We start from the raw sequence: 20,189 nt of genomic DNA on the forward strand, positions 1-20,189 counted from the left end.
CGTTGGACTGATCGCGGGGCAATAATGAGCCCGTGACAGCGGCCTCAGCCATCGACAAGAGCAGGATCCACTCGCTGACGCGACCGAACATGGTGAGCGTCGGGACGATCGTGTGGCTCTCCAGCGAGCTCATGTTCTTCGCGGCCTTGTTCGCGATGTACTTCTCGATCCGCGCGGCGGACTACAGCATGTGGGAGGAGCACACCCCACATCTGGAGCTGCCGTACGCGACGACGTTCACGGTGATCCTGGTGCTCTCCTCGGTCACCTGCCAGCTCGGCGTCTTCGCGGCGGAGAAGGGTGACGTGTTCGCGCTGCGGCGCTGGTTCACCATCACCTTCGTGATGGGCCTGATCTTCGTGCTCGGCCAGGCGAACGAGTACCGCAACCTCGTCCACGAGGGCATCAAGCTCAACGGCGACGGGTACGGCTCGATGTTCTACCTGACCACCGGCTTCCACGGGCTGCACGTCACCGGCGGCCTGATCGCCTTCATCGTCTACATGATCCGCACGACGATGGGAAGGTTCACCCCGGCGCAGGCCACCTCGGCGATCGTCGTGTCGTACTACTGGCACTTCGTGGACATCGTGTGGATCGCGCTGTTCGCCATGATCTATTGGCTGCAGTAGAGCCGCACGCCCGTCCATGAGCTTCTGGTCAAAACGCAGAGGGATACAACCCATGACTTCAGACACCCCCGCCGGCCGGCGCCTCAGGGTGTTCTCCCGGCGGCGTGGCGCGCCGAGCAAGGCGCGGCGGCGCCTCGGAGCGGCCGTGCGCATGGTCGCCGCGCTCGCGCTCGCCGGCGGCGTATACACCGCGTTCGCGCCGGGCGCGTTCGCCGACGAACCCCGCCAGCTGTCGGCCACGGCTCAAGAGGGCAAGCAGCTCTACGACAACAGCTGCATCAGCTGCCACGGCCGCGACGGCCAGGGTGTCGACGACCGCGGCCCGAGCCTGATCGGCGTCGGCTCGGCGTCGGTCGAGTTCCAGGTGGGCACCGGCCGCATGCCGATGACCCGGCAGGAGGCTCAGGCCGAGGAGAAGAAGCCGCAGTTCGACAAGAACCAGACCAAGCAGCTCGGCCAGTACGTGCAGGAGCTGGGTGGCGGCCCCGAGCTGCCCGCCGGCGAGCTGTACGAGGACGTCAAGGAGAACCCCGAGGCGATCGCCCGCGGTGGCGAGCTGTTCCGGGTCAACTGCACCTCGTGCCACAGCTTCACCGGTGCCGGTGGCGCGCTGAGCTCGGGCAAGTTCGCCCCGGCCCTGCACGACGCCACCCCCGAGACGATCTACGCGGCGATGCTCACCGGCCCGCAGAACATGCCGGTCTTCGGTGACAACCAGCTCACGCCGGACGAGAAGCGCGAGATCATCACCTACATCAAGGTGCAGCTGCAGGAAGACCGGGACCCGGGCGGTATCTTCAACCTGGGTGGTTACGGCCCGTCGACCGAGGGCATCGCGATCTTCCTCGTCGGCATCACCATCCTGGTCTTCACGTCGCTGTGGATTGCGGGGAAGTCATGACCACGCTGCACGACGACGCGACCGATGCGAGCAAGGCGGTCGACGTCAACGACCCGAGGCTGTCGCGTTTCGACATCGTCAAAGAGGGCCTGCGCCGCGACGAGATCGAGATCATCACCTACGAGTCGCAGTTCCAGGGCAAGAACTCGAAGGCCGAGAAGCGCGTCGTGCGCAACATCGCCTTCCTGTTCTTCATCGCCGGCCTGGGCGCCCTGGCCTTCCTCGGCTTCTACATCTGGTGGCCGTGGCGCTTCGAGCTCGGCGAGACGCTGAGCGACTTCTACACCCCGCTGCTGGGCATCTCGCTGGGCATCTCGCTGTTCGCGGTCGGCTTCGCGATCCTGGCCTGGGCCAAGAAGCTGCTGCCGCACGAGGTGTCGATCCAGGCCCGGCACGACGGCGGGTCGCCGAGCGACGAGCAGAAGATCACCGGCCAGACGATGATGTTCGTCGCCGACGAGCTCGGCAACGGCGTCCAGCGCCGGCCGCTGCTCAAGGGCGCGATCGGCTTCGGCCTGGCGCCGATCGGCCTCGTCGCCGCGGCCCCGCTGATCGGCGGCCTGATCGAGAATCCGCACAAGGACGAGCTGCCGATCATGTACACCACCGGGTTCAACCCGGGCAAGAACGGCGGCAACCCGGTGCGGCTGACCAGGGAGGACGGCTCGCCGATCCGCCCCGAGGACGTCAGCACCGGTGGCCAGATGACGGTCTTCCCCGGCATCCCGCACGGCGCGACCAACGAGTACGCCGACTCGCCGACCCTGCTGATCCACCTGCGCGCCGACGACGCGCAGGCGACCCGCGACGCGGCCGAGGCCGACCGCCGCAACAAGGGGTCGATGTGGGGCGACTACGTGGCGTACTCGAAGATCTGCACGCACGCCGGCTGCCCGGCGAGCCTGTACGAGCAGCAGACGAACCGCCTGTTGTGCCCCTGCCACCAGTCGCAGTTCCTCATCACCCGCAACGCCCAGCCGATCTTCGGTCCCGCCACCCGGCGTCTGCCGATGTTGCCGCTGGGGGTGGACGACGAGGGCTTCTTCGTGGCAACGTCCGACTTCAAGGACACTGTCGGACCTGACTTCTGGGAGCGGCCGTGAAGCGCCGGAAAGTAGACCTCCAGCAGGCGCCGGTCACCGCAGCCAAGGGCGTTGACGAGCGGTTTCAGGCGGCGACGCCCCTGCGTGCCCTGCTCAACAAGGTTTTCCCTGATCACTGGTCGTTCCTGCTCGGTGAGATCGCCCTCTTCTCGTTCATCATCCTGCTGCTCACGGGTGTCTTCCTGACCCTCTTCTTCGACCCGTCGATGAAGGAGGTGCCGTACGAGGGCAGCTACTCGGCCCTGCGCGGCACGATGATGTCCGCGGCGTACGAGTCCTCGCTGAACCTCTCGTTCGAGGTGCGCGGCGGTCTGTTCATGCGCCAGATGCACCACTGGGCGGCGCTGCTGTTCATGGCGTCGATCGTCGTGCACATGGCCCGCATCTTCTTCACCGGCGCCTACCGCAAGCCGCGCGAGGCGAACTGGGCGATCGGCATGATCCTGTTCCTCCTGGGCTTCCTGGCCGGCTTCACCGGCTACTCGCTCCCGGACGACGGGCTCTCCGGCACCGGTCTCCGCATCGCCTCGGCGATCATGCTGTCGATCCCGGTCGTCGGCACCTGGCTCTCCGCCTCGATCTTCGGCGGCGAGTTCCCGGGCCACCTGATCATCGGGCGCTTCTACATCGCGCACGTGCTGCTCATCCCGGGCGGCCTGCTCGCGCTGATCAGCGTCCACCTGGGCCTGGTCTTCAAGCAGAAGCACACCCAGTGGCCCGGCCCGATGCGCACGAACACCAACGTGGTCGGCGAGCGCATGTTCCCGCGGTACGCGCTCAAGCAGGGCGGCTTCTTCATGGCCGTCTTCGGCACGGTCGCCCTGATGGCGGGCCTGTTCCAGATCAACCCGATCTGGCTGTTCGGCCCGTATCGCGCGTCCGAGGTGTCGTCGGCGTCGCAGCCCGACTGGTACGTCATGTTCATGGACGGCCTGGTCCGGCTCATGCCGAACTGGCAGATCTACATCGGCGACTACAGCATCCCGCCGTTGTTCTGGCCCGCCGTGGTCGGCCTGGGCGCCCTCACCACGGGCCCGATCTTCTGGCCGTGGATCGAGGCGCGCAAGACCGGCGACAAACGGATCCACAACCTGCTGGAGCGCCCGCGCGACAACCCGGAGCGGGTCGGCATCGGCGCGATGGCGTTCACGTTCTTCATCATCGCGACCCTGTCCGGCGGCAACGACGTCATCGCCGACAAGTTCCACATCAGCCTCAACGCGATGACGTGGGCCGGCCGTATCGGCATGATCGTGCTGCCGCCGCTGGCGTACTTCATCTCGGTCCGCATCTGCCTGGGTCTGCAGCAGCACGACCGTGAGGTGCTGGCGCACGGCGTCGAGACCGGCATCATCAGGCGCCTGCCGAACGGCCAGTTCGTCGAGGTGCACCAGCCGCTCGGCCCGGTCGACGACCACGGCCACCCGATCCCGCTGGAGTACGGCGGCTGGGTCGTCCCGAAGAAGATGAACCGCGTCGGCGCCCTGGCCCCGGCCGTGAAGGGCTTCTTCTTCCCGGTCGAGAAGCCGGCCGAGGCGCCGGTCTCGCCGGGCATGCCACCGGTAAGCGGCGACGACCGCGAAGAGATCACGTCCGGTCGCAAGTAAGGCAACGGCAAGTCACAGAAGGGGCCCGCTTCGGCGGGCCCCTTCTCGTGTGCCGGATAGCATGGTCGCGACCATTCGTCCTCCCAGCTGAGGAGCCCGCCGGTGAACACCGCGATCGTGCACATCGACTGCGCAACCGACTCCATCCCCGAGGTCGCGGAGGCGCTGGCCGCCCTGGACGGGGTGAGCGAGGTCTATTCGGTGGCCGGCCACGTCGACCTGATCGCGATCGTGCGGGTCGCCAAGTTCGAGGACATCGCCGAGGTAATCGCGGGCCGGATCTCCAAGACGGCGGGCGTCCTCAACACCGAGTCGCACATCGCGTTCCGCGCCTACTCCAAGCACGACCTCGACGACGCGTTCGCCATCGGCCTGCCCGCCGCCGACTGACACCCAGCCCCGCCAACGGCCCTCACCGGCCTGCCAGCAGCGGCTCTCACCGCTCCGGCGGCGCCCTCACCCCTCCGGCGAGCCCCTTATCCCTCCAGCGGGAACGAGTGGTGCTCGTGGGTCACCAGCCACCGGCCGTTGTCCTTGCGGAAGCCGAGGGACAGGCGCAGCCGCCGGTCGGGGTGGGCTTCGAGCTCCTCCGGCTTGTCGCAGCGCAGCAGCGCGTGGGCATAGGCGACATCCGCGTCGGCGGTCACGTCCAGGCGCACGATCTCGAACGCGGCGCCCGAGGCGATGAACTCGAAGAACGGTGGCCAGACGGCACGGTAGGCCTCGATGCCCCGGACGCCGTCGTGCGGCGGCGGCACGTCGAACATCACGATGTCGTCGGCGTGATCGGCGACGACACCCTCCAGGTCGCCGGCCCGGATCGCGGACGCCCACCGTTCCACCAGGTCGGCGATGGTCTTCTCGTCCTGTCGACGGTCAGCACTCATGGCGGTAGGACCCGGCGCGGGCCGGAGACTCATCGGTGGCCTGCTCAGACCGGGACGGTGACGTTGCCCGGAGCGCGGACGCAGTCGGTGAGGGACTCGTCCGCGGCGACCTCGGCGCCCGGCCAGACGACGCAGCGCGTGACTGTGCCGTGGACCCGGGCCCCCGCGCCCACCACAGACTCCGTGACGGCCCCGGTGACCTCCGCCGTGGGGTCGATGAGGACACCGCCGTTCGCGGCGTGCAGATTGGCTCTCAAGTAGTCGGCCGGGGTGCCGGTGTCGATGTAGACGCCCTCGTAGTTGATCAGCTCGAGCGCGCCCTCGGCCTCGGCCGGCCGCCACACCGTCCGGACGAGGTTGCTGTGCTCGGTCGACAGGGCGCGGACGTAGCGCCACGGCAGCAGGGAGAAACCGGTGAACCGGCGGCCGCTGAACCCGCCCGTCGCGCCGGGCAGGTTGGGCTTGGTGAGCATCCGGACCGTCTCACCCGACCAGCCGTCGAGCAGGGCCGCGATGTCCTTGCCGGGGTCGCGGGCGGGGTCGGCCAGATAGGCGTCGGCGTTGCCGACCAGCGCGCCGCGGCCGTCGACCCAGCCCTTGAGCCGGCCCACACCGCCCGACGTGCCGACCGGATCGCCGGGCTCGACCGACAGGTGGGCGCGGTCGCCGACGTGCCGCACGACCTGCTCGCCGAGGTAGCACGCGTTGACCGCCACCTGCGCCGGGCCGGCCAGCCCGAGCGCGGCCAGCCGGGCCAGCGCGCGGTCGAGCAGGGCCACGTTGCCGACCGGGCACAGCGCCTTGGGCAGTGACTCGGTCAGGGGCCGCAGCCGCTGGCCCTCACCGGCGGCCAGCACGATTCCGCAGACAGCTCGGTGCGGCTGCGCGACCGGGCGGTCGGCGCTGGTCACGGCCGGCGGCCGATGTCGTAGCGGGCCAGCAGCTGGGCGGTGTTGCGGGTGAGGCGGGGCAGGTCGTCGACCGGGAACCAGTTCGCCTCGAGGATCTCGCCGCCGTCGACGCGCAGCTCCGTGGTGGACGCCGGGACCGAGGCGAACCAGACGGTGTCGACGACGCCGACCGGGTGGATGATCGCGTTCGGGTTGCCGGGGGTGAGCTCGCCGGGGTCGACCCGGACGCCGGTCTCCTCGAAGAGCTCGCGGGCGGCGCCGACGGCCGCGGGCTCGTGCCGCTTGAGCAGCCCCGCCGGGAGGCTCCAGCCGTGCTTGGTCGGCTGCCGCAGCAGGAGCAGCCGCGAGGGCTCCGGAGTCTCCGAGTCGCGGATCACCGCCACCGCACCGACCAGGTATTTCGGGGCGACCAGGCTCGCGACGGTGCGGCGCACGGAACTCGGCATGCGATAGAACGTCTGATAGGCGTACGCCCGCACGCGCCGAGGAATATTCACAAGCGCAAGGCTAGCCGGGCCCGGCCGTGGTCTAGTCAGGGTGGTCGACGAGGGCGATCAGCTGCTCGACCACCGTGTCGGGCTCGAGGGTGCGCTCACAGACCGCGACCAGCATCGTCTCGAGGTCGGGATAGCCCAGCTCCTCGGCCAGGCGGCGCAGCGGCACCTCGCTGGCCAGGCCGCGGTCGTGCTTGCGCAGCGTCAGCCCGATCGTGGCGCGGCCCAGGCGCACCTTGTCGGCGATGCTGATGCCCGGCTCGTTCTTCTCGTCGAAGTACCGGTTGATCTGCATCTGGGCCTGGCTCGATTTCACGAAGCCGAGCCACTCGCGGCGCGGGCCGCGAGGAGCGTTCGGCTCCACCTCCACGTGGTGATCGTTCTCGGAGAAGATCTCGACCACGTCGCCGTCGCGGAGCTGGGAGCTGAGCGGGGCCAGCCGGCCGTTGATCGTGGCGGCGAGGCACTGGTCACCCGTCTGCGGACCCAGCTCGTACGCCAGGTCGACCGGGGTGGAACCGCTCGGCAGCTCGAACGCGTGCCCGTGAGCGAACACCGTGATCTGGGCCTCGGCGAGATCGCAGCGCAGCGAGGCCAGGAACTGGGCGGCGTCGGTGGTGTCCTGCTGCCAGTCGAGCACCCGCTTGAGCCAGGTCAGCTGGTCGGCGCCCGAGGCCTCGGCGGTCTCGGCGTATTTCGGATAGCGGTAGGTCGTGGCGACGCCGTATTCCGAATAGCGGTGCATCGCCTGCGTGCGGATCAGCACCTCGACCAGGCGGCCGTCGGGGCCGGTGACCGTCGTGTGCAGCGAGCGATAGAGGTTGTTCTTGGGGGAGGCGATGAAGTCTTTGAAACGGCCGGCCACCGGGCGCCACTGGCCGTGGATGGCGCCGAGCGCGGCGTAACAGTCGGTCTCGGGGCCGTCGACCACGACCGCGATGCGGGGCAGGTCGAAGGGGACCGCGTGCCCGCCGGCCACGGTGTCTTTCCAAATCGAGTAATAGTGCCGCGGGCGGGCCGTGACCTCGGCCGTCACGCGCTGGCGGCGCAGGGCCGTGCGCGCCTTGCCGCTGACGTCGTCGAGGTATTCCGACCAGCCGGGGCGGTTGCGCACGTGCTCGTCGATCCGCGCGTACGAATCCGGCTCGAGGTGATAGAGCACCACGTCGTCGAGGTCGCGCTTGAGGGCCTGGATGCCGAGCCGGTCGCACAGCGGGACGAGCACGTCGAGCGTGGCCGTGGCGATGCGGGCGCGGGAGGCGGGGGAGCGGGCGTCGAGCGTGCGCATGTTGTGCAGCCGGTCGGCCAGCTTGATCACCAGCACCCGGACGTCCTTGCCGGCGGCGACGATCATCTTGCGGATCGTCTCGGCCTCGGCCGCCTTGCCGTAGAACGCCTTGTCGAACTTGGTCACGCCGTCGACCAGGTGGGTCACCTCGGGGCCGAAGTCGCTGTGCAGCGCCTCGAGCGTGTAGCTCGTGTCTTCCACCGTGTCGTGCAGCAGGGCGGCGACCAGGGTGGTCGTGTCCATGCCGAGCTCGGCGCAGATCTGGGCGACGGCGAGCGGATGCGTGATGTACGGCTCGCCGGACTTGCGCATCTGGCCGCGGTGCATGTTTTCGGCGATCGCGTAGCTGCGCCGCAGGACGCCGGCGTCGGCCGACGGATGCACGGCTCGATGCGTGCGGGTGAGGACGGTGACGGGATCGTCGTCGTCGCCATTGAAGCTCAGAAAGGACCGGAGCCGCTGGGTGATCGACAGATCGCGCTGGGTTGTCGGCAGGGCACGTCCAAGGGCGGCGCCGTGGCCGGCGTCGACGTCCACTGGACACCCCCTCACCGCAGGGCCGCCGGTCTCTCGCGCGGGGGACCGCGGGAGCCGAGGGCCAAATCGTCGTGAAGCCCCGCGAACCAGGCCGGAGAATCCACTTGCCTTACAGCCTAAGCGAGCGAGCGTCATCCGAACGGTCAGTTACGGATGAGCGAACGGACGAGTCTTTGCCCGAAGCTGCGGCTTCTGCCCTGTTGAGCAGGGCGGTGAACCGCGCCGCGCCACGAACCGGTGACACCCAGTCGCCGGAAGTTTCCACCAGCCGGGTGTCGGGCCGTTCGAGCCAGGCCAGGATCCGCTCGGTCTCCTCGGCCGTGGCGGCGGGCACCGGGCCCGGTCCGGGTAGGACTGTTTCGGCCGTCAGGCGGACCGCGTCGAGGGTCGGCCGGGGGTGCTCGCGGGGCGGCGAGGTGGCCGCGGCGGCGAGCCGGCCGTGCCTGACGACCGAGATCTCCCAGCCGCCGACCGTGTCGCGCCGGGCCGCGACGATCTCGCCCAGCCTGGTCAAAGCGGACAATCGCTGCATCCGCACGGTCGCGCGGAGCAGCGCGATCAGCCGGGAGCGCAGGACGGCCGCCTCCTCGTAGCGGCACTTGCCGGACAGGATCTCGATCCGATCCATCAGGGCGTCGACCACCTGCGACGGGTCACCGTGGATGGCGTCGCGGAACGGCAGTGCGGCGGTGGTCGCGTACTCCTCCGGGGTGATCTTGTGTTCGCAGGGCGCGGCGCACCGGCCCAGCTCGGCCAGCGCGCACGCCGGGGTCGGGGTGCGCACCGAGAGCTTGTGGCTGCACTGGCGCAGGGGGACGGCGTCGTAGACCCCGGCCGCGGCCAGCTCGGCCGTGCGGCGCGACGAGAACGGGCCCAGGTAGGCCGCGTCGTCGTCGGCCAGCGCGCGGACCACCGACAGCCGCGGATAGGCCTCGGTGGTGAGCTTGAGCCAGACGACGCGTTCCGGATATTTCGAACGCCGGTTGTACGGCGGGGAGTGGGCCGCGATGAGCCGCAGCTCACGGACCTCGGCCTCGAGCGAGTGGGCGCACTCGACGGCCTCGACCCGAGTGGCCGCGCCGAGCATCTCGGAGATGCGCGCCCGCTTCTCGCTGGCGGTGAAATAGCTGCGGACGCGGGTGGCGATGTCTTTGGACGTGCCGACGTAGAGGGCGCGGTCGTCGGCGGCGCGGAACACGTAGACCCCGGGGACGTGGGGCAGGCCGTCGGCCAGGTGGCGCTGGCGGCGCTGGGTGGGCGTGACCGCCTTGGCGAACTCGATCGCGTCGCCCAGGGTGTGGACGCGATAGCTGCCCAGCCGCTCGATCAGGCCGTGCAGCACGTCGACCGTGGCGCGGGCGTCGTCGAGCGCGCGGTGGGTGGGCTGGACGGTCGCGTGGAAGAACTGGGCCAGCGTGCCCAGCTTGCGGTTGGGCACCTCGTCGCGGGTGAGCGCCCGGCGGGCCACGGCGGCCGTGTCGAGCACCCGCGGGTTGGGCCACAGATAGCCGTGACGGGCGCAGGCGGCCTTGAGGAAGCCCACGTCATAGGGCGCGTTGTGCGCCACCAGCACCGCGCCCCGCAGGAACTCGAGGAGGCTGGGCAGCACCGACTCGATCGGCGGGGCCGGGGCCAGCATCGCCTCGGTGATGCCGGTCAGCACGGTGATGAACGGCGGCAGCCGCTCGCCCGGGTTGACCAGGGTCGCGAAGACGCCCAGCTCGACCCCGCCGCGCACCTTGACCGCGCCGATCTCGGTGATGCCGGCGCCGTCGGCCGCGCCGCCGGTCGTCTCGAGATCGAGCACCACGAAGGTGGTGTCGGCCAGGGAGAGCGCGGCCGGCTCGACCGAGCCGTCGGCGCTGAGAAGGGTGTCCAGAGTGCCCTGGACATATGCCGGTTGTGCCACGGCGGGGAGATTAGAGAGGGGGTACGACAGAAACTGGCCGCGCTCTTGAAAAGATCACTTGCTTCGACAAGCTTTTCCGCAGTCCGCGGTGGGAGAATGGGTAGATGTCAGAGCTCCTGCCGTCCGGCGACCGCCCCGAGGAGGAGGCGGCTGTCCAGGATGCGGAGTTCGGCCCGGAACCGGTGCTGCCCGAGCCGGTCCGCCAGCGGGTGACCGTTCTCGCCGCCGCCGCGCTGCCCGGCCTGCCCGCCGACGAGATGCCGGTGCAGATGCGCAAGGTCGCCCGGTTCGCCCCGAATCGCCGGGCCCGCCTGGGCGGCCGCGAGATCGCCGCCCAGCTCGCCTCCGACCCGCTGTTCCGCCAGCGGATCAGCAGCCGGATCGTGGCCGACGCCGGTGATCTCGGCAACGCCGTGGCCGCGGGGGTGGCGCCCGGCGCGGCCGACCCGGTCGAGGTCGCCGCGCTGGCCTATCTCGCCCGCCCCGAGGGCTGGCGCGACCTGATCGAGGAGGCCGGGCACGCCGTCCAGGCCGAGGCCGACAGCGCCGCCGTCGCCCACCAGGTGCGCGAGGCCGAGCAGCGGGCCGCCCGGGCCGAGCACGACCGCGCGGTGGCCAAGGTCGAGGCCGACAAGCTGCGCGACGAGCTGGCCCGGGTCCGCGAGGAGCTCGGCCAGGTGCGGGAGGAGGCGCGCAGCAACGGCAAGGCCCTGCGCGAGGCCCACGCCGCCCAGAAGCGCGCGAGCGACCTGCTGGCCACCGAGAAGGGCCGGGCGGCCCGGGTCGCGGCCGACCACGACGCCGAGGTCCGCCGGCTCAAGACCCGGCTGGCCGAGGCCGAGGCGCTCGCCGCGACCGGCAAGGCCGCCGCCAAGGACGCCCGGGCCGCCGACGACGCCCGGCTCTGGCTGCTGATCGAGACGATCGGCCAGGCCGCCTCGGGGCTGCGCCGCGAGCTCGCGCTCAACCCGTCCGACAAGATGCCGGCCGACTTCGTGGCCGACGCCGCGGCCGACCGTCCCGGCTCGCCCGAGCGGTCGCAGGCCCGCGCGCAGGACACCGACGATCCCGGCCGGCTCGACCAGCTGCTCGCCCTGCCCCGGGCGCACCTGATCGTCGACGGCTACAACGTGACCAAGCGCGGGTTCGCCGAGATGTCGCTCGAGCAGCAGCGCAAACGCCTGATCACCGGGCTCGGCGGGATCGCGGCCCAGACCGGCGACGAGGTCACCGTGGTCTTCGACGGCGCCGAGCGGGTGCACGGCCTGCCCCCGGCGCCGCGCGGGGTGCGGGTGCTGTTCTCGCGCAAGGGCGACACCGCCGACGAGCTGATCCGCCAGCTGGTGCGGGGCGAGCCGGCCGGGCGCCCGCTCGTGGTCATCTCCTCCGACCGCGAGGTGGCCGACGGCGTCCGGCGGCACGGGGCCTATCCGATGGGTGCGGACTCTCTGCTACGCCGGCTCTCCCGGTCGTGACCTGCGGTAACGAATTTTTGTCATACCCCCGCCCTAGCGTTCTGGTCACCGATGGTGGTCGGTCCGCGACGGTGCTTCCCCCGTTGACGTCGCGCCGCCACCCGGGGAGGAGGAGTGATGATCATCGACTGCGGTCGCTGCGACCGGAGCGTGCAGGACTGCCGCGAGTGCGTGGTCGGCGCGTTGCTGACCACGCCCGACGGCATCGGCGACCTGACTCCGGGCGAGCTGCGGGCGGTCGAGGTGTTCGAGCTGGCCGGCTTCGAGGTCGAGCTGCTCGAGACGCCCGAGCCGCCAGTGGTGGTCCCGATGTATCCGCGGAGGCGTCACGTGGCGTGATCATGACTCACCCCTAGGATGGGCTGATGAATCGGGTCTGGGCCGCGGGCACGCTGCTCGTCCTCGTGGCGGTTCTGGTGCTGGTCGCCTGGCACTCGATTCCGTGGCATCGGCCCCTGGCCCCGCGGCCCGATCAACTGGCCGCGCTCGACCAGTTGCCGGCCGACCAGGTCGCCCGGGGCCGCGAGTTCCACGCCGAGCTGCGTCCCGGTTCGTACGGGGCGATGCTGTTGACCCTGATCGTGGCCCTGGTCCTCGGGCTCACGCCGCTCGGCGCCTGGCTGGTCACCCAGGCCGGTCGCCCGTTCGGCGGCCACTGGCTGGCCCAGGCGATCCTCGGCGGGTTCGCCGTCGTGCTGGTGTCCGAGGTGGTCACGCTGCCGCTGGCGGCCTGGCGGCACACGGTCGTCGTGCGTTACGGCATCTCCACCCAGTCGTGGGGCGCGTGGACGGTCGACCTGCTCAAGTCGTTCGCGGTCGGCGCCGTGATCGGCGGCCTGGCGCTGGCCGGCTTCTACACGGTCACCCACTTCGCCCCGCGCTGGTGGTGGGCGATCGGGGCGGCGGGCGCGGCCGGGCTGGTCGTGCTGCTGTCGTTCGTGCTGCCGGTGGTGGTCGAGCCGGTCTTCAACAAGTTCACGCCGATGGCCGACGGCCCCCTGCGTACGGAATTGCTGGAACTGGCCGCCCGCGACGGCGTGCCGGTCAAGGACGTGCTGGTCGCCGACGCGTCCCGGCGCACGCGAGCCGTCAACGCATACGTCTCAGGGCTCGGCCCGACCCGGCGCATCGTGGTCTACGACACCATGCTCAAGGAAGCCGAGCCGGCCGAGGTCGTCTCGGTGGCCGCCCACGAGCTGGGCCACGCCAAGGACGGCGACGTGCTGACCGGCACGATCCTCGGCGCCCTGGGCACGGCGGCCGCGGGGATCGTGCTCTTCCTGCTCGGCTCCTGGCAGTGGCTGCTCGGCCGGGCCGGCGTCGACACGATCGGGGAGCCGCGTGCCATCGGCCTGCTGCTCGCGTTGGTCACGCTGGCGGGCCTGATCGCCGGGCCCGCCCAGGCCTTCGTGTCGCGGCGCATCGAGGCCCGCGCCGACGAGCACGCCCTCGTCCTCACCGGCGACCCGGCGACGTTCGAGGCCATGCAACGCCGCCTCGGCACGCTCAACCTGTCCGACCCCGATCCGCCCGCCTGGGAGCACCTCATGTTCGCCTCACACCCGTCCACGGTGGAACGGATGGCCGCCGCCCGCGCCTTCGCCCGGGGCGCGCGCTGATGGGCCGCACCCTGCTGGTCACCAACGACTTCCCGCCCCGCCCCGGCGGCATCCAGCAGTTCGTGCACAACCTGGCCGTACGCCAGCCGACCGGCTCGGTGGTCGTCTACGCGTCGACGTGGCGCGGCGCCGAGAAGTTCGACGCCGAGCAGCCGTTCGAGGTGGTGCGCGACAAGACCGGCCTGCTGCTGCCCACGCCCGCGGTGGCCCGTCGCGCGGCCGAGATCGCCAAGGCCCACGAGTGCGACCGGGTCTGGTTCGGCGCCGCCGCCCCGCTCGGCCTGCTCGCCGAGGGCCTGCGCCGCCGGGCCGGCATCACCCGCGCGGTCGCCCTGACCCACGGCCACGAGATCGGCTGGGCCGCCCTGCCCGGCGCGCGGGCCCTGCTCCGGCGCATCGCCGACGGCAACGACGTGGTCACCTACCTCGGCGAATATCAGCGCACCAGGCTGGCCCAGGCGCTGCACGGCCTGACGTCGCTCGAGCGGCTGGCGCCGGGCGTCGACGTCGACACGTTCCACCCCGGCGTCGACGGCAGCGAGGTGCGCGCCCGTCACGGCCTGAGCGACCGGCCGGTGATCGTCTGCATCTCGCGGCTGGTGCCCCGCAAGGGGCAAGACATGCTGATCCGGGCCCTGCCGACGATCCGCCGCCGCGTGCCCGGCGCGGCCCTGTTGCTGGTCAGCGGCGGGCCGTATCGCAAGACGCTCGAAAAGCTGGCGCGCGAGCACGACGTGGAGAATGACGTCGTCTTCACCGGCTCGGTGCCGTGGCCCGAGCTGCCGGCGCACTACGCGGCCGGTGACGTCTATGCGATGCCGTGCCGCACCCGGGCCCGCGGCCTCGACGTGGAGGGCCTGGGCATCGTCTATCTGGAGGCGTCGGCCACCGGCCTGCCCGTGCTCGGGGGCGACTCGGGCGGCGCGCCCGACGCGGTGCGCGAGGGCGAGACGGGCTATGTGGTGGGCGGCCGCGACATCCAGGCGATCGCCGCCCGGCTGACCGAACTGCTGACCGACACGGCCCGCGCCAAGGAGATGGGCGTGGCCGGGCGGGCCTGGGTCGAGCAGGAGTGGCGCTGGGAGACCCAGGCGGCCCGGCTCGATCGGCTGCTGGCTGCTTAGAGGACGTCGCCCAGGGCGGCGATCAATTGGGGCTTGCCGGGGACGCCGGTGGCGCGCTTGGTCACGCGGCCCTCGCCGTCCAGCACGAGCAGCGTCGGGGTGCGCCAGATGCCCAAAGCCCGTACGGCGTCGAGGTGGCTCTCGGCGTCGACCTCGACGTGCTGCACGCCCGGGATCATGCCGGCGATTTCTTCGCTGACCCGGCGCACGGCCCGGCAGGGAGCGCAGAACGCGGACGAGAACTGCAAGAGGGTCGCCCTGGCCGCGCCGACGCCCAGCTCACCGAGGAGGGCGGCGTCGAGACGCTGACCGGCGGCGCTGGGGTCGTGGCCGGTCTCTTCGATCATTCCCGGCTCCTCCCTCTCGTCGGCCGTGACGGCGCCTGTCTCGGTCCGCGCGACGGCTCCGGCAGCTCCGTGCGGCGCGAGGCCCGGTAGCCCTGCGGCGGCCGTGCCGGTCGCTGCCATGGCGTTCGTCTGGTTCGTTGCCACACCGTCCATGGCGAGTGGCGTCACCACTGTGCCTGACTTCCGCGCCGCGCCGCCAGAACTCGCCGCGCCGTGAGTGACCGCCGATCTTTGGGCCTGCCCGATATTTCCGGCAGGCGCGACATCTCGGATAAGGCCGTCCGTACGGCGTCGCCACAAGCCGACCAGAACGCCCACGACCAGCACGGCGACGATCGCGACGACACCCACCAAATCCATAGGACAACTCTGTCACGCCATCCCCCGAGTGGCGAGACCAAGCGATCCAACCCACGTCCCCGCCCACCCCTCGCCCGGCGTGGCGGCCAGAGCAACCAGGGCGGGTGGAGAGGCCAGGTAGGGGATGGCCGGGGGCGGAGTGGGACCCGGGTGGGGGTGGCGGGGCTAGGTGAGGAGGAGGGGGCCGGACGCGGAGGAGGACCCAGGCGAGCTGGAAGGGAGTCAGGCGCCGGTGGCTTCTACTACTTCTGGGGGTTTTGTGGGGGTGGCCTGGTTGGGGTGGGTTCGGGTCAGGTTGCGGGTGCCGGGGATGAGGAGTTGGGCCGCGGCTGAGCAGAAGAGGACTGCGGCGCAGGCGGTCAGGACCTTGTCGGTGCCGTAGCGGGCGGAGAGCGGGCCCGCGAGGACGTTGCCCAGGGGCATGGCCAGGAAAGACGTCAGGTAGTCCCACGAGGTGACGCGGCCCAGCATGCGCTGGGGGATGTTGTCCTGGATGGCGGTCTCCATGGCCACGTCGAAGAAGATCAGGCCCGCGTAGCCGATGATGGCGCCCGCGATGACGGCGATCAGTTCGGCCGGCCACACGTACGCGAGGGCCCACAGCGGCATCAGCAGCAGCGTGAGCCAGCCCGCGCGCAGCAGCCGGCGTGGCTTGAAGCGCAGGGCGATCGCCGCGCCCAGCAGGCCGCCCAGCCCCTCGGCGGCGGCGATGAAGCCGGCCGCGGACGCCCCGCCCAGGCGTTCGATCGCCACGATCTGCACCAGGACGAGGATGACGCCGTTGGCCACGTGATAGACCGTCGCGCCGAACAGGCCGCCGAGCAGCCAGTCACGCTTGCTGATCTCGCGCCAGCCCTCGGCCAGCTCGCCCAGCATCGACGTGCGGGGGCCGCGCTCGGCTCGCACCCGCAGCAGCAAGGCGGCGACCATCGAGGCCAGGAAGCTGACGGCGTTGACCGTGAAGCCGGCCGAGGCGCCGAACGCGGCCACGGTCACGCCGCCGAGCGCGGGGCCGGCCACCTGGCTGCCGGTCTGCAACATGCTGAAGGTCGCGTTGGCCGACTGGCGCCTCTCGGCCGGCACGAGCAGGGGGCGGAGCGCGCCGAAGGCCGGGTCGAAGAAGCTGGCGGCCCCGGTCGAGATCGCGGCCAGGGCGCAGAGCAGCACGAGGTGATAGCCGTCGCTCGCGAACATGACCGCCATCGCGGTGGCGGCCAGGAGCCGTACGAGGTCGGAAGCGACCATGACGCGTTGCGGCTGCAGACGGTCGGCCCAGACGCCGCCGAAGAGGGTGCAGACGAGCCGGGCCACGATCGAGGACGCCATGACCAGGCCCAGGTCGCGGGCGCCACCGCCGGCCAGCACGACCGCGACGGCGAGCGCCACCGTCTGGAAGCCGTTGCCGATCCAGGAGAGGGTCTGCCCGGCGGCGAGCAGCCGGAAGTCGGAGATCCGCATGCCGAGGAAACTAGTTCACCGTCTAACTATTAGCAATCGAAAAGTCAGATGGTGGCAGAATGGCGATCATGGAGCAGGACAGCGTCGATCAGCATGTGGCCCGGTGGGCGGCGTTCTGGAAGGACGAGCCGTCCTTCGCGCCCGAGGTCGAGGGGGCGCTGGTGCGGATGAACTTCATCCAGCGCGAGGCCCGGCGGGCCGACGCCGCGGCGTTCGCCGAGTCGCGCGAATTGACCTCGGAGGACTACAAGACCCTGCACGTGCTGATGATCCAGCCGTGGCCGATCGAGGCCACGCCGGCCCAGCTGGCCGAGGCGTCCAAGGTCACCCGGGCCGCGATGACCAGCCGGCTCGATCGGCTCGTGGCGGCCGAGCTGGTGACCCGTGAGAACGACGAGACGGATCGCCGTCGCGTGCTGATCCGGCCGACCGCCGCGGGGCGCGCGATGTGGAGCAAATACATCTTCGAGGGCATGGCGCGCGATCAACGCCTGCTGCGCGCGCTCTCGCACGAGGAGCTCGTGCAGCTCAACGGGCTGCTGCGGAAGGTCCTTCTCGACCTGGAGGGCTGAGATGCCCCTCACTGACCTCGGACGGCAATAAAAGTGCTGGTGAATGCGACCCTGACGGCATGGAACTCGACCCCCGCGGGCAGCGGTTCGCCGCCACGCTGACCAGCGTCGTGCTCGTCGTCGTGCTGGCGACCGGGTGGGGATGGCTCGCGCTCGCGCAGGCGATCGTCTTCGCGATCACGGCGGCCGATCCGCGGCGCGGGCCCTACGCGTACGTCTATCGCGCTTTTGTGCTGCCCCGCCTGGGCCCGCCGGCCGAGCGCGAACCCGTCCCACCCGTACGGTTCGCGCAGTTAGTCGGATTTAGCTTCATGGCTGTCGCGAGTGTCGGGTACCTCTCCGGAGTGACGACGCTCGGGGTCGTTTTCGCCGCCTTCGCCCTCCTGGCCGCCTTCCTCAACGCCGCCTTCGGGCTGTGTCTGGGCTGCGAGGCCTATCTGGCGATCCGGCGGCTGAGCGCGAGAAACGCCTAGAAAGACGACACGCCCGGTGGGGGAACCGGGCGCTGACGTCGTGGGGAAACTGACGACTCTTAGAACTTGGGGGCGTCGGGCGCCTCGAGCAGGCCCAGGCGCAGGGCCGTCATCAGGGCCTGGGCCCGGTTGGCCGCGCCCAGCTTCTCGTACAGCTTCGAGATGTGGGTCTTGGCCGTGGACTCCGACACGAACAGCTGCTTGGCGATGCCCGCCACGCTCATGCCGTCGGCCAGCAGGCGCAGCACCTGACCCTCACGCGGGGAGAGCTGCGGGCCCGACGGGGCGAGCCGGCGCTTCATGGCCTCGGCCAGGTCGGCCGCGGTGAAGGCGCTGGGGGCGGAGGCGGCGTGCCGGGCGGCCGCGACGACCTCGTCGGCGGGGGCCGTCTTGGGCACGAACGCGCTCGCGCCGGCCTCGAGCGCTCCGAACAGCTGATCGTCACCCGCATACATGGTGAGGACGACGATGCCCATGTTGGCGTTGTTCTTGCGGAGGGCCTTGGTCGCCTCGAGACCGCTGCCGTCGGGCAGGCGCAGGTCCATGATCACGACATCGGGCTGCAACGCGCCGGCCTGCCGGACCGCCTCGGCGGCCGTGGCCGCCTCGCCGACGACCTCGAACTGACGGTCGCGCTCGAATGCGTGTCGCAGCCCCTTACGAATCAAGTCATGATCGTCAACAAGGAGGACCTTGGTGCGCGTAGTCGGCGCCGGACTGGTCGACATGCTCGGGTTACTCCCCTTCTGGAGCGGAAACGCTATCCCGCACGCTATCGCGCCTGGCAGGGGATCCGAGCACTACGGCAACGGTTGTCCCGCTGGGGTGTCGCGGCGTGATCTTCAATCGGCCCCGGATCCGTTCGGCCCGCTCGGCCATGATGGTCAGGCCGTAACGACCGTCCGGGCGGTCGTCCGCGAAGCCCCGTCCGTCGTCGGAGACTTCGATCTCGGCGTAGGGCGGGTCGACAGTACAGGTAACCCACAGATTAGAGGCTCCGGCGTGCTTGCGCGCATTGGTGATCGCCTCCTGGGCGATGCGCAGCAGCTCGGCCTCCGTGGCGGCGGGCAGCCGCGCCGTCGACTCGTCGAACGTGAAGTGCACCCGCAGGCCGGCCGACGTGCCGAGGGTGCGTGCGTATTCGGCGATCGCCGCGGCCAGGCCGCCGTTGCGATCCACCTCGGAGCGCAGCTCGAACAGGCTCAGCCGCAACTCGGTGATCACCCGGGTCACCTCGGCCCGCAGGGCCCGCAGCTCCTCGGCCGTCTCCTCCGCGCCCTCGGGCAGCGTGGCCTGCGCGTTGTCGATGCCGTAGCCGACCATGACGAGCTCCTGCGCGACCCCGTCGTGGATCTCGCGGGCCAGCCGCTGACGTTCCTCATTGGTGGCCAGCGACCGCACGTCGTCGAAGAGCAGGGCGGCCTCGAGGCGCAGGGCGGCGGCGTCGGTCACCCAGGTCACCTCGCCCACGGTCTCCTTGGGGTACGCGTTGGCGACGTCGCTCTCGAGAATGACGAGACCAATCGTCCGTACGCCGGCGACCAGCGGGACGACCAGCGAGGAGGTGTCGCCGCGGCGGCTCGACCGGGCCTGCGAGCGGCTCGCGACCTGCGGCTGCTGGCTGGCCCAGGCGTCGGCGATCGCGGAGTCGGCGTCGAGCGTGACCTCCCAGTCGACCCGCTCGACCCCGGTCTGGGCCAGCACGACCAGCCGCCCGCCGCCGCTGGCCGACAGCACCGCGGCCCGGTCGGACGGCTTGACCAGGCGCAACTCCTCGAGCAGGTGCTCGGAGATGCCGCCCGGGTCCAGAGTGGCTCCCGGCAGCGACCGGGCCACGCTGCGCAGCTGGGTGAGCAGCCGCGTGGCCTCCGCGTACGGCTGGGGGGTGGGCTCGGCGGGCTGGATGAAGCGGCGCATGGTGTCGGCCGCGAACGTGATGATCGCGCCCAGCACCAGCCACTGGCCGCCGACCGCGAGGAACCCGGGCTGGGTGATCACGTCGCCGACCAGGGTGCCGCCGGCCACCAGCGAGACGGCCGCGACGCCGAGCAGCGCCGTGCCCTCGGTCGGGCGGCGGCGCAGGGCCGCGGTGAGCAGCGGGACCGCCAGATAGGGCAGCACCGCCTCGGCGCCGAAGCCCGCGTCCAATGTGTTGTTGCTGTCGCTGGCGGCGGCCACCGAGCCGGCCGCGAGACAGGTGACCACGACCTCGGCGAAGCGGCCCAGCGGGGCCAGCAGGTGATGGTCGGGGGCGAGCACCGCGGGCAGGGCGGCGACCGCGAGCAGCGCTATCCAGCGGAGCTGCCCGAAGTCGCTCGTGGCGATCACGGTGAGCGCCGCGACCAGCGCGAGCATGATGATGCGAGCGGCCACCGCGAGCGGTTGGACGCGCGCGGAGACACTGGCTAGCACCGGCACCTGAGGGATGGTAGCCGCCCTCTCCTCCGGAGGCGCGTCGTGCCTGGCCCGGCCGCCGGGAATGTCGCAGCCGA

20 protein-coding genes are annotated in these 20,189 nt (G+C 71.0%); 11 read left to right on the forward strand and 9 right to left on the reverse strand.

What is annotated here, in order from left to right; all coding sequences use genetic code 11:
• Window positions 1–32 precede the first annotated feature (32 nt).
• The 5 genes from ctaE (at window position 33) to JKJ07_RS19470 (ending at window position 4,633) form a co-directional block, all read left to right on the forward strand.
• On the forward strand, window positions 33–632 hold the full coding sequence (gene ctaE / locus JKJ07_RS19450) for an aa3-type cytochrome oxidase subunit III (RefSeq protein ID WP_202993007.1): 600 nt from the start codon (window positions 33–35) through the stop codon (window positions 630–632).
• A 52-nt stretch (window positions 633–684) separates the two neighbouring features.
• A complete protein-coding gene (gene qcrC, locus JKJ07_RS19455) occupies window positions 685–1,533 on the forward strand; it encodes a cytochrome bc1 complex diheme cytochrome c subunit (RefSeq protein WP_202993008.1) in 849 nt (282 codons plus the stop codon).
• Window positions 1,530–2,636: a cytochrome bc1 complex Rieske iron-sulfur subunit gene (qcrA, locus tag JKJ07_RS19460; protein WP_202993009.1), complete on the forward strand. Its 1,107-nt coding sequence runs from the start codon at window positions 1,530–1,532 to the stop codon at window positions 2,634–2,636. The genes qcrC and qcrA overlap by 4 nt, the downstream gene beginning before the upstream one ends.
• The gene (qcrB, locus tag JKJ07_RS19465) at window positions 2,633–4,243 is read left to right on the forward strand and encodes a cytochrome bc1 complex cytochrome b subunit (RefSeq protein WP_202993010.1); all 1,611 of its coding nucleotides are present in this window, start codon (window positions 2,633–2,635) and stop codon (window positions 4,241–4,243) included. Before qcrA ends, qcrB begins: the two co-directional genes overlap by 4 nt.
• A 102-nt stretch (window positions 4,244–4,345) precedes the next feature.
• A complete protein-coding gene (locus JKJ07_RS19470; protein WP_202993011.1) occupies window positions 4,346–4,633 on the forward strand; it encodes an Lrp/AsnC family transcriptional regulator in 288 nt (95 codons plus the stop codon).
• Window positions 4,634–4,719: 86 nt separating this feature from the next.
• On the opposite strand, the gene JKJ07_RS19475 is transcribed toward JKJ07_RS19470, so the two are convergent.
• The 5 genes from JKJ07_RS19475 to JKJ07_RS19495 all read right to left on the reverse strand — a co-directional run bounded on the left by JKJ07_RS19475 (window position 4,720) and on the right by JKJ07_RS19495 (window position 10,269).
• The gene (locus JKJ07_RS19475) at window positions 4,720–5,130 is read right to left on the reverse strand and encodes a YybH family protein (RefSeq protein WP_202993012.1); all 411 of its coding nucleotides are present in this window, start codon (window positions 5,128–5,130) and stop codon (window positions 4,720–4,722) included.
• A 44-nt stretch (window positions 5,131–5,174) separates the two neighbouring features.
• The gene (locus JKJ07_RS19480) at window positions 5,175–6,041 is read right to left on the reverse strand and encodes a nucleotidyltransferase family protein (protein WP_202993013.1); all 867 of its coding nucleotides are present in this window, start codon (window positions 6,039–6,041) and stop codon (window positions 5,175–5,177) included.
• Complete coding sequence (locus JKJ07_RS19485) at window positions 6,038–6,487, reverse strand: NUDIX hydrolase (RefSeq protein WP_202993314.1); 450 nt, start codon at window positions 6,485–6,487, stop codon at window positions 6,038–6,040. The genes JKJ07_RS19480 and JKJ07_RS19485 overlap by 4 nt, the downstream gene beginning before the upstream one ends.
• Before the next feature lie 82 nt (window positions 6,488–6,569).
• Window positions 6,570–8,360 carry a RelA/SpoT family protein gene (locus JKJ07_RS19490; protein WP_202993014.1) on the reverse strand — a complete coding sequence of 597 codons (1,791 nt, stop codon included), beginning with the start codon at window positions 8,358–8,360 and terminating at the stop codon, window positions 6,570–6,572.
• A gap of 109 nt (window positions 8,361–8,469) precedes the next feature.
• Complete coding sequence (locus tag JKJ07_RS19495; RefSeq protein ID WP_202993015.1) at window positions 8,470–10,269, reverse strand: DEDD exonuclease domain-containing protein; 1,800 nt, start codon at window positions 10,267–10,269, stop codon at window positions 8,470–8,472.
• 104 nt (window positions 10,270–10,373) lie between these two features.
• Between JKJ07_RS19495 and JKJ07_RS19500 the strand changes: the two genes are divergently transcribed.
• The 4 genes from JKJ07_RS19500 (at window position 10,374) to JKJ07_RS19515 (ending at window position 14,487) form a co-directional block, all read left to right on the forward strand.
• A complete protein-coding gene (locus tag JKJ07_RS19500; RefSeq protein WP_202993016.1) occupies window positions 10,374–11,744 on the forward strand; it encodes an NYN domain-containing protein in 1,371 nt (456 codons plus the stop codon).
• Window positions 11,745–11,861: 117 nt separating this feature from the next.
• Entirely contained in the window at window positions 11,862–12,083 is a 222-nt protein-coding gene (locus tag JKJ07_RS19505; protein WP_202993017.1) for a hypothetical protein, read from the forward strand.
• Window positions 12,084–12,106: 23 nt separating this feature from the next.
• The gene (locus JKJ07_RS19510) at window positions 12,107–13,363 is read left to right on the forward strand and encodes a M48 family metallopeptidase (protein WP_202993315.1); all 1,257 of its coding nucleotides are present in this window, start codon (window positions 12,107–12,109) and stop codon (window positions 13,361–13,363) included.
• Window positions 13,363–14,487 (forward strand): glycosyltransferase family 4 protein, encoded by a 1,125-nt coding sequence (locus JKJ07_RS19515; RefSeq protein WP_202993018.1) that lies wholly within the window; start codon window positions 13,363–13,365, stop codon window positions 14,485–14,487. The genes JKJ07_RS19510 and JKJ07_RS19515 overlap by 1 nt, the downstream gene beginning before the upstream one ends.
• Here the strand turns inward: JKJ07_RS19515 and JKJ07_RS19520 are convergent.
• Entirely contained in the window at window positions 14,484–14,834 is a 351-nt protein-coding gene (locus JKJ07_RS19520) for a thioredoxin family protein (protein WP_202993019.1), read from the reverse strand. The two genes, JKJ07_RS19515 and JKJ07_RS19520, sit on opposite strands and share 4 nt — an antisense overlap.
• A gap of 582 nt (window positions 14,835–15,416) precedes the next feature.
• A complete protein-coding gene (locus JKJ07_RS19525) occupies window positions 15,417–16,652 on the reverse strand; it encodes an MFS transporter (protein ID WP_202993020.1) in 1,236 nt (411 codons plus the stop codon).
• A 59-nt stretch (window positions 16,653–16,711) separates the two neighbouring features.
• Between JKJ07_RS19525 and JKJ07_RS19530 the strand changes: the two genes are divergently transcribed.
• Both JKJ07_RS19530 and JKJ07_RS19535 read left to right on the forward strand, forming a co-directional pair.
• The gene (locus JKJ07_RS19530; protein WP_202993021.1) at window positions 16,712–17,224 is read left to right on the forward strand and encodes a MarR family winged helix-turn-helix transcriptional regulator; all 513 of its coding nucleotides are present in this window, start codon (window positions 16,712–16,714) and stop codon (window positions 17,222–17,224) included.
• Between the two features lie 59 nt (window positions 17,225–17,283).
• Complete coding sequence (locus JKJ07_RS19535) at window positions 17,284–17,697, forward strand: DUF4395 domain-containing protein (protein ID WP_202993022.1); 414 nt, start codon at window positions 17,284–17,286, stop codon at window positions 17,695–17,697.
• A gap of 59 nt (window positions 17,698–17,756) precedes the next feature.
• On the opposite strand, the gene JKJ07_RS19540 is transcribed toward JKJ07_RS19535, so the two are convergent.
• A complete protein-coding gene (locus tag JKJ07_RS19540) occupies window positions 17,757–18,425 on the reverse strand; it encodes a response regulator transcription factor (RefSeq protein WP_020512124.1) in 669 nt (222 codons plus the stop codon).
• Window positions 18,426–18,432: 7 nt separating this feature from the next.
• Complete coding sequence (locus JKJ07_RS19545; RefSeq protein ID WP_438871420.1) at window positions 18,433–20,115, reverse strand: GAF domain-containing sensor histidine kinase; 1,683 nt, start codon at window positions 20,113–20,115, stop codon at window positions 18,433–18,435.
• Between the last annotated feature and the right edge of the window lie 74 nt (window positions 20,116–20,189).

The organism is Paractinoplanes lichenicola (genome assembly GCF_016785085.1).
Classification (GTDB): Bacteria; Actinomycetota; Actinomycetes; order Mycobacteriales; family Micromonosporaceae; genus Actinoplanes; species Actinoplanes lichenicola.

Coding starts and splice junctions, on each gene's coding strand:
- JKJ07_RS19500 (WP_202993016.1), top strand. CDS start 10,374: ATGTCAGAGCTCCTGCCGTCCGGCGACCGCCCCGAGGAGGAGGCGGCT.
- qcrC (WP_202993008.1), top strand. CDS start 685: ATGACTTCAGACACCCCCGCCGGCCGGCGCCTCAGGGTGTTCTCCCGG.
- JKJ07_RS19475 (WP_202993012.1), bottom strand. CDS start 5,130: ATGAGTGCTGACCGTCGACAGGACGAGAAGACCATCGCCGACCTGGTG.
- JKJ07_RS19505 (WP_202993017.1), top strand. CDS start 11,862: ATGATCATCGACTGCGGTCGCTGCGACCGGAGCGTGCAGGACTGCCGC.
- JKJ07_RS19515 (WP_202993018.1), top strand. CDS start 13,363: ATGGGCCGCACCCTGCTGGTCACCAACGACTTCCCGCCCCGCCCCGGC.
- JKJ07_RS19525 (WP_202993020.1), bottom strand. CDS start 16,652: ATGCGGATCTCCGACTTCCGGCTGCTCGCCGCCGGGCAGACCCTCTCC.
- JKJ07_RS19520 (WP_202993019.1), bottom strand. CDS start 14,834: ATGATCGAAGAGACCGGCCACGACCCCAGCGCCGCCGGTCAGCGTCTC.
- qcrA (WP_202993009.1), top strand. CDS start 1,530: ATGACCACGCTGCACGACGACGCGACCGATGCGAGCAAGGCGGTCGAC.
- JKJ07_RS19485 (WP_202993314.1), bottom strand. CDS start 6,487: ATGCCGAGTTCCGTGCGCCGCACCGTCGCGAGCCTGGTCGCCCCGAAA.
- JKJ07_RS19535 (WP_202993022.1), top strand. CDS start 17,284: ATGGAACTCGACCCCCGCGGGCAGCGGTTCGCCGCCACGCTGACCAGC.
- JKJ07_RS19530 (WP_202993021.1), top strand. CDS start 16,712: ATGGCGATCATGGAGCAGGACAGCGTCGATCAGCATGTGGCCCGGTGG.
- JKJ07_RS19540 (WP_020512124.1), bottom strand. CDS start 18,425: ATGTCGACCAGTCCGGCGCCGACTACGCGCACCAAGGTCCTCCTTGTT.